The following is a 7,305-nucleotide window of genomic DNA, read 5'->3' on the forward strand; positions in this document are numbered from 1 at the left end:
GGCAGCGTGTGTTCTCGCCTGCATCGTTGTCCGGACCATCCATCCCCCCGTTCGCCTGTGCTGGATCGCTGGCGACCAGTCTAGGCAGGCGCTGGTGGTATGCGCTTCCCTCCGAAGAGGGAGCGGTACCGGTTTTTCGGGGGAGGTGCGGGGGAGGCCGGTGCCTCAGATTTCCCGGATGAGCTGGTTGAACGCGTCCACGTCCTCGAAGCGCCGGTAGACGGAGGCGAAGCGCACGTAGGCGACCTTGTCGAGGCGCTTGAGTTCGCGCATCACCAGCTCGCCGATGTGGGAGGTGGTGACCTCGCTCTCGCCGCTGGTGAACAGCGTGCTCTCGATGCGGGCGATGGCCGCATCGATCAGGTCCACGCTCACGTTGCGCTTGCGCAGGGCGAGCATCATCGACGCGCGCAGCTTGGCGCGGTCGAACTCGATGCGGTTGCCGTTCTTCTTCACCACCGCGGGCATGGCCAGCTCGACCCGCTCGTAGGTGGTGAAGCGCTTGTCGCAGGCGCTGCAGCGGCGTCTGCGGCGCATCGCGTCGCCTTCATCCGACGCACGGGTCTCGACGACCGTGGTGTCCTGGTGTCCGCAGTAGGGGCAGCGCATGTTCAGGACACCCGGTCGCTCGGTCGCATCAGCCGCGGTAGACCGGGAAGTCGCGGGTCAGTGCGGCGACCTGCTCGCGCACACGGGCCAGCACGGCCTCGTCTGCCGGGGCTTCCAGCACGTCGGCGATCAGGTTGGCGGTCAGCACGGCCTGTTCTTCCTTGAAGCCGCGTGTGGTCATCGCCGGCGATCCCAGGCGGATGCCGCTGGTGACCATCGGCTTCTGCGGGTCGTTCGGGATGCCGTTCTTGTTGCAGGTCATGTGGGCACGGCCCAGCAGCGCCTCGGCTTCCTTGCCGGTGAGGCCCTTGGGGCGCAGGTCGACCAGCATGACGTGGCTTTCGGTGCGGCCGGACACGATGCGCAGGCCGCGCTTCGTCAGCGTCTCGGCCATCGCGGCGGCGTTCTTGACGACCTGCTCCTGGTAGGCCTTGAACTCGGGCTGCAGTGCTTCCTTGAACGCGACCGCCTTGCCGGCGATGACGTGCATCAGCGGGCCGCCCTGGATGCCGGGGAAGATGGCCGAGTTGATCTTCTTGGCCACGTCGTCGCCGCGCATCAGGATCAGGCCGCCGCGCGGGCCGCGCAGGGTCTTGTGCGTGGTGGTGGTGACGACGTCGGCGTGCGGCACCGGGTTCGGGTAGACGCCCGCGGCGATCAGGCCTGCGTAGTGCGCCATGTCGACCATGAAGTAGGCGCCGACGGCCTTGGCGACCTGGGCGAAGCGCTCGAAGTCGATGCGCAGCGCAAACGCCGAGGCGCCCGCGATGATCAGCTTCGGCTTGTGTTCGTGGGCCAGGCGCTCCATCGCGTCGTAGTCGATGTCTTCCTTGGCGTCGAGGCCGTAGGACACGACCTTGAACCACTTGCCGGACATGTTCAGCGGCATGCCGTGCGTCAGGTGACCGCCTTCGGCCAGGCTCAGACCCATGATGGTGTCACCGGGCTGCAGCAGGCCGAAGAACACGGCCTGGTTGGCCTGCGAGCCGGAGTTCGGCTGCACGTTGGCGTGCTCGGCGCCGAAGAGCTGCTTGGCGCGGTCGATGGCGAGCTGCTCGACGACGTCGACGTATTCGCAGCCGCCGTAGTAGCGCTTGCCGGGGTAGCCCTCGGCGTACTTGTTGGTGAGCTGCGAGCCTTGCGCGGCCATGACGGCGGGCGAGGTGTAGTTCTCGCTGGCGATCAGCTCGATGTGCTCTTCCTGGCGACGCACTTCGGCGTCGATGGCGGCCGTGATCTCGGGATCGACGGTGGCGAGGGTCTGGGTAGCGCGGTCAAACATGGGGAGGCAGTCCTGTCGGTGAAGTCCGGCCCCGCCAGCCTCGCCTGGATCGAAGGCAGAGGCGGTGGGCTGCCCAGGCGCACGGCAAAGAAACTGCTGACGAGCCCCGAAGCGGGCCGGCAGCGACCGCGCTCCCTGGTGGTTGACCCACCTCGGACCCCGGGCGGGGTCCGTGAACGCCAGTTGCGCGGTCTGTGGAGTTTACAAGATCACACGCTCAATAGCTGAGTGCGGCGACACGGTCGGGCTTGCCCTGCAGGACCGGGTTGGCTCCGGGGCCTGCTGCTGCCGATGGGCGGTTGCCCTGGTTGACCGGGGAGGTCAATGTCGGTGTCGATCCGGGCACCGGCTCCGATGGCGTCGACACTGGCGGCACCGGCAGGCGAGCGGTCACGGGCACCGAGCGGCCCTTGATGAGCTGCTGCAGGAACTCCTGCTCTGCCAGCACCTTGAAGGCGTAGCCCCCGTCGTTGGCCATGTTGGCTGCACCGACGTAGTGGCGAAGGCCTCCTTCGACCGAACCGGCCTTGGCGATGCAGTCCTTGAGCACCTGCACCCCCACGCGCAGGTTGGTCAGGGGATCGAACGCAGCGTGGTTGCCTCCAAATGCGACGTACTTGTCGTCATGCATGCGGGTGAGCACCTGCATCAGCCCCTGCGCACCGACGGCACTTTGCGCAAACGGGTTGAACGAGGACTCGATGGCGACGATGGCCAGAATCAGCGTGGGTTCCAGACCGACGCGCTTGCCCAGCGACCAGGCCTCCTGAACCAGGCGGCCGACTGGCTCTGGCGCCACCTTGTAGCGGCGCGACAGCCATTGCGCAACCGCTGCCTGCTGGCGGTTGAGTTCGCTGGGGTCGACAGCGGTGGCGCGGTCCACGGCGGAGAAGTCACCCTGGGCCAGCAGGTTGGGTTCGTCCACTTGGCTGGATGCGGCTGAGCGGGCTTCCTGTCGCTCGACGAGCCAGTCCAGGGCACGCTCTTCCAGCATGCCCCGCACGTCGGCTCGCCCGCCGATGACAAAGGTGACACTAAGGACAGCCAGCCCGATGACGGCCAGACTGTTGTGGCTGACGGCCAGCAGGCCGTTGCCGAGATCCGCGATGAACACCCGCACCGATTGCGCGGTGGCGGACTGGATTCGCTTCCAGGATCGGGGTGCAAGCATGCAACTCCTCTTTCGATCACTGCAGGCGCCGTGTGGCCATTGGCAGGCGCCCAGATAATCCCCGTTGCGCAACAGCCGACAGCCCTCGTTCGAGTGGTTCTTGTCGGGTGGTCAACACCCCTTCATGCAACGGGATCGAAGGGGGCAGCTGCACAGTTGCGGCAGGCCACAAGCCCCCTGTATTCGAAAACGGATGAATTCTAGAAGTCGTCCAAATAACCAGTCAACAATAAGAAACAACGTAATTAGATTGTAATTCTATGAAATACCGCGATTTGAGGGACTTTCTGGCCTTGTTGGAGCAGCGCAAGGCCTTGCTGAAAGTGAAGGAATCGGTTGCAACCGAATTGGAGATGACCTGGCTGTCCGACCGCACCTTGCGTGCCGGTGGTCCGGCACTGCTGTTCCAGAACCCGACGACCCGAGGTCGGGTGTCGTCAATCCCGGTTGTTACCAATCTTTTCGGAACGCCGGAGCGTGTAGCACTCGGCATGGGCGCCGAGCAGGTCTCTTCGTTACGTGAAATAGGTGAGCTTCTGGCCCGTCTCAAGGAGCCGGAGCCCCCCCGTGGGCTGCAGGACGCCGGCCATTTGTTACGAATGGCCAAGACGCTGTGGGACATGAAGCCTTCCGTGGTTCGCCATCCGGCATGTCATGAAATGATCATTTCCGGGGATGACATCGATCTCGGGAAATTGCCGGTGCAGCACTGCTGGCCAGGCGATGTGGCCCCTTTGATCACCTGGGGATTGGTGGTAACCCGCGGTCCACAGTCCGTTCCGCGGCCCCGGAAGCGGCAAAATCTCGGGATCTACCGCCAGCAGGTGATCGGACCCCGCCAGACCATCATGCGGTGGCTGGCCCATCGCGGAGGAGCGTTGGATTTTCGTGAATTTGCACACGCAAATCCTGGAAAGCCCTTTCCGATAGTGGTGGTATTGGGCGCCGATCCCGCCACGATCCTGGGTGCGGTCACGCCAGTACCGGACAGTCTGTCCGAATACCAGTTCGCTGGATTGTTGCGTGGGGGGCGTACGGAGCTGGCGGAAAGTGGCGTCGGCGAGGGGGATCTGAAGCTCCAGGTCCCTGCGTTTGCCGAGATCGTGCTCGAAGGCCACATCCCGATCGCCGCACCCGGATTCGAAGGCCGCAGCGAGCAAGGCATTCCGCTGAAGGAAAAGGATGGTTACCTGCACGCCCTGGAAGGGCCGTACGGCGACCACACCGGCTACTACAACGAACAGGACTGGTTCCCGGTGTTCGAGATCAGCCGCATGACGACGCGCAAGGATCCGATCTACCACTCGACCTACACCGGCAAGCCGCCGGACGAGCCCGCGATCCTGGGTGTCGCCCTGAACGAGGTGTTCGTGCCGATCCTGCGCAAGCAGTTTCCGGAGATCACCGACTTTTACCTTCCGCCCGAAGGCTGCAGCTACCGGATGGCGATCGTCAGCATCCGCAAGAGCTATCCCGGGCACGCCAAGCGGCTGATGTTCGGGATCTGGAGCTTCCTGCGCCAGTTCATGTACACCAAGTTCATCGTGGTGGTGGACGACGACGTGGACATCCGCAGCTGGCAGGAGGTGATCTGGGCCATCACGACCCGGATGGACCCGGTTCGCGACACGACGCTGGTGGAGAACACGCCGATCGACTACCTTGACTTCGCCTCGCCGGTGTCGGGGCTGGGCGGCAAGATGGGGCTGGATGCCACCAACAAGTGGCCGGGCGAGACCAGCCGCGAGTGGGGGCGCACCATCGAGATGGACCGGGTGGTGACGCAGCGCATGGAGGCGCTCTGGTCACAGCTCTTCACGGCAGGTGGCGCGGCGCGCTGACACGCCACCACCGGATGGATCGCCGGTCTCAGGCCTCAGTTGCCGGCGATCAGCCCGAAGACTTCGTGCAGCGCGTTGTGCATGAGCAGGTAGCCCTGCTGTGAGGGCAGCCAGTCCAGTGCCGGCTGGTCGTCGCGGGTCACGGCGGCGACCGGTGCGGGCACGATCACCATGCTCTTGCCGGCCGCATCCCGGAAGGCGCGCATGGCGCGCGGCATGTGCGCCGCGTGGGTGACCAGCACGATGCGCTTGATGCCGGCGCTGTCCAGGATCGGCACCATCAGGTCCGCGTTCTCGCGGGTGTCGCGCGAACGCGATTCGATCCAGCGCAGGCTGGTGCCGTAGTCGTCCTGCACGATCTGTGCGGCTGTCTCGGCCTCGGATCGCTCACCGATCTGCGCCCAGCCGACGCCGCCGGCGTAGGCCAGCGGCTGGCCGGTGTGCCGGGCCAGCCACACGCCGTAGCGCAGTCGGACCATGGCTTGCTGGGTGAGATTGGAGGTGCCGTATTCGGCCGCGAACCGGTGGCGGCCGGCGCCGAGCACGACGATCGCGGTCGGCGTCTGGTTCGGTCCGCGCATCAGTGCGCGGATCTGTGCGGTGTTCAGTGCCGGGGGCGGACGCAGCACGGTGTCCTGCAGCCAGTGTGCGGTCGCGACGCAGCACATCAGCCACAGCCCGGCCGTGGACAGCGCGATCAGGCTGCCACCCAGGCGCGGCCGGCGCCGCATCAGCCACAGGCCCAGCAGGATCAGCAGCAGCAGGCTGGCCGGCGGCTGGACGAGTGCGGACAGCAGGGGTTTCCAGGACGGATCTAGCAGCACGGGAGAGCGGGGCGACAGCCGGGTGGGTGGGTGGATCGGACCGGGCGCATTCTGCCCGAGCCCGTCACGGGCACAGGCAGATCAAGGGGCGAGGCGTTCGCGCAGCCAGCGGCCTTCGGCATCCTGCCGGTAGACCAGCCGGTCGTGCAGGCGCGACTTGCGCCCTTGCCAGAACTCCCAGCGCTGTGGCACGAGCCGGTAGCCGCCCCAGTGCGGCGGACGCGGCGGATTCAGGCCATGCTGGGCTGCGGCGCGGGCAGCGTTGGTGACCAGCACGGTGCGCGAAGGGATCGTCTGGCTTTGTGGCGAGGCCCAGGCGCCCAGGCGCGAGTCCAGCGGCCGCGAGGCATAGTAGGCATCGGACTCCTCGGCCGACACCTTCTCGACCGGACCTTCGATGCGCACCACCCGCTCCAGCTCCACCCAGTGGAACTGCAGCGCGGCCCAGGGGTGCAGCGCCAGATCCTGGCCCTTGCGGCTGTCATAGTTGGTGTACCAGACCAGCCCGCGCTCGTCATAGCCCTTGATCAGCACGATGCGGGTCGAGGGGTGTCCATCTGCGCCGACGGTGGCCACCGTCATGGCGTTCGGCTCCGGCACGCCGGCCTTCAGGGCTTGCTGCAGCCACTGGTCGAATTGCTGCAGGGGCACGCCAGCGGCGTTGTGCTCGTCGAGTTCCCCGGCCTCATAGCTCTTGCGCAGGTCAGCAATGTTCGTCATGGCGCCGAGTATAGGAAGGTCCGTGACCAGCGCACTGCTCCAGCGCAACACACCTGTCTGACGCCGGACTGATCCAGTCTGGTCCGCGTGGCTAGCAGTTGTCCTTAAGTGAAGGCACCAGTTCACTTCGAGGGCGATGTGGGTTCCCATGGCGTCATGGAAGGCAGGGCCCGCCCGGGCCGTGCGAACCAGTGCAGAGAGGAATGGTCCATGGTCACGGTCAACGACATCGAGACGAGGAGCCGGACATGAGTCCCACCCGGAGTCCGCCGACCGTGGTGGTGCTCGCCGCCGGCAGCGGGTCGCGGTACAAGGGCACGGGGCCGAAGCTCGCGCAGTTGCTTGGTGACGCGAGCGTGCTGTCGCACACCCTCGACGCGGTGGTCAGCTCCGGTTTGCCCTTGGTGGTGGTCACCGTGGCATCGCTGGTGGATGTGGCCAGCAGCATCGTCGCTTCGCGCGACATCGTGCTGCTGCCACCGGTGGGGTCTGCCAGTCGGGAGCCGCTGGGTGAAGGATTCTCGATCGCTGCCGGCGTCAGCGCACGACCCCATGTGCCTGGGTGGCTGATCCTGCCAGGGGACATGCCGCTGGTGCGGCCCGAAACGCTGCGGCTGGTGGCGCGGGCGATCGACTCGGCGCCGGTGGCCTACGCGCAGCACCGCGGCAGGCAAGGGTTCCCGGTGGGGCTGTCGGCGGAACTGTATTCGGAGCTGGTCCTGCTCAGCGGTGACGAGGGCCTGCGCCGCGTGCTGGGGCGCTACCCGTCGAATGCGGTGGAGGTGTCCGATCCGGGCGTGCTCGACGACATCAACACCGCTGCCGATCTGGAGCGCCTGCGCTTGTCAGCGACTGTCC

General features: G+C 66.2%; 7 protein-coding genes and 1 riboswitch. Of the genes, 2 read left to right on the forward strand and 5 right to left on the reverse strand.

Features of this window, described 5'->3' with window-relative positions:
* Positions 1 to 165: 165 nt before the first annotated feature.
* The 3 genes from nrdR to AB3X43_RS12495 all read right to left on the reverse strand — a co-directional run bounded on the left by nrdR (position 166) and on the right by AB3X43_RS12495 (position 3,062).
* A complete protein-coding gene (gene nrdR, locus AB3X43_RS12485; protein ID WP_179634986.1) occupies positions 166 to 609 on the reverse strand; it encodes a transcriptional regulator NrdR in 444 nt (147 codons plus the stop codon).
* A 28-nt stretch (positions 610 to 637) separates the two neighbouring features.
* Positions 638 to 1,891, reverse strand: a complete 1,254-nt coding sequence (gene glyA, locus AB3X43_RS12490) for a serine hydroxymethyltransferase (protein WP_369430180.1) — start codon at positions 1,889 to 1,891, stop codon at positions 638 to 640.
* 64 nt (positions 1,892 to 1,955) lie between these two features.
* Positions 1,956 to 2,088: riboswitch (ZMP/ZTP riboswitch) on the reverse strand.
* 20 nt (positions 2,089 to 2,108) lie between these two features.
* On the reverse strand, positions 2,109 to 3,062 hold the full coding sequence (locus AB3X43_RS12495) for a transglycosylase SLT domain-containing protein (RefSeq protein WP_369430181.1): 954 nt from the start codon (positions 3,060 to 3,062) through the stop codon (positions 2,109 to 2,111).
* A 260-nt stretch (positions 3,063 to 3,322) separates the two neighbouring features.
* On the opposite strand from AB3X43_RS12495, the gene AB3X43_RS12500 reads away from it, so the two are divergent.
* Positions 3,323 to 4,903: a UbiD family decarboxylase gene (locus AB3X43_RS12500; protein WP_369430182.1), complete on the forward strand. Its 1,581-nt coding sequence runs from the start codon at positions 3,323 to 3,325 to the stop codon at positions 4,901 to 4,903.
* 35 nt (positions 4,904 to 4,938) lie between these two features.
* Here the strand turns inward: AB3X43_RS12500 and AB3X43_RS12505 are convergent, their stop codons facing one another.
* Together AB3X43_RS12505 and pdxH are read right to left on the reverse strand one after the other, a co-directional pair.
* Complete coding sequence (locus tag AB3X43_RS12505; protein WP_369430183.1) at positions 4,939 to 5,727, reverse strand: YdcF family protein; 789 nt, start codon at positions 5,725 to 5,727, stop codon at positions 4,939 to 4,941.
* Between the two features lie 81 nt (positions 5,728 to 5,808).
* A complete protein-coding gene (pdxH, locus tag AB3X43_RS12510) occupies positions 5,809 to 6,447 on the reverse strand; it encodes a pyridoxamine 5'-phosphate oxidase (RefSeq protein WP_369430184.1) in 639 nt (212 codons plus the stop codon).
* A 248-nt stretch (positions 6,448 to 6,695) separates the two neighbouring features.
* Here pdxH and AB3X43_RS12515 point away from each other — a divergent pair.
* A partial coding sequence (locus AB3X43_RS12515; protein ID WP_369430185.1) for a nucleotidyltransferase family protein occupies positions 6,696 to 7,305 on the forward strand: 610 nt, incomplete at its 3' end.

The sequence above is a fragment of the Sphaerotilus sp. genome (genome assembly GCF_041083715.1).
In the GTDB taxonomy this organism is placed as follows: Bacteria; Pseudomonadota; Gammaproteobacteria; order Burkholderiales; family Burkholderiaceae_C; genus Sphaerotilus.

Bases quoted from the DNA above. Each gene is read 5' to 3' on its own strand.
- nrdR (WP_179634986.1), bottom strand. From the start codon at position 609: ATGCGCTGCCCCTACTGCGGACACCAGGACACCACGGTCGTCGAGACC.
- glyA (WP_369430180.1), bottom strand. From the start codon at position 1,891: ATGTTTGACCGCGCTACCCAGACCCTCGCCACCGTCGATCCCGAGATC.
- AB3X43_RS12495 (WP_369430181.1), bottom strand. From the start codon at position 3,062: ATGCTTGCACCCCGATCCTGGAAGCGAATCCAGTCCGCCACCGCGCAA.
- AB3X43_RS12500 (WP_369430182.1), top strand. From the start codon at position 3,323: ATGAAATACCGCGATTTGAGGGACTTTCTGGCCTTGTTGGAGCAGCGC.
- pdxH (WP_369430184.1), bottom strand. From the start codon at position 6,447: ATGACGAACATTGCTGACCTGCGCAAGAGCTATGAGGCCGGGGAACTC.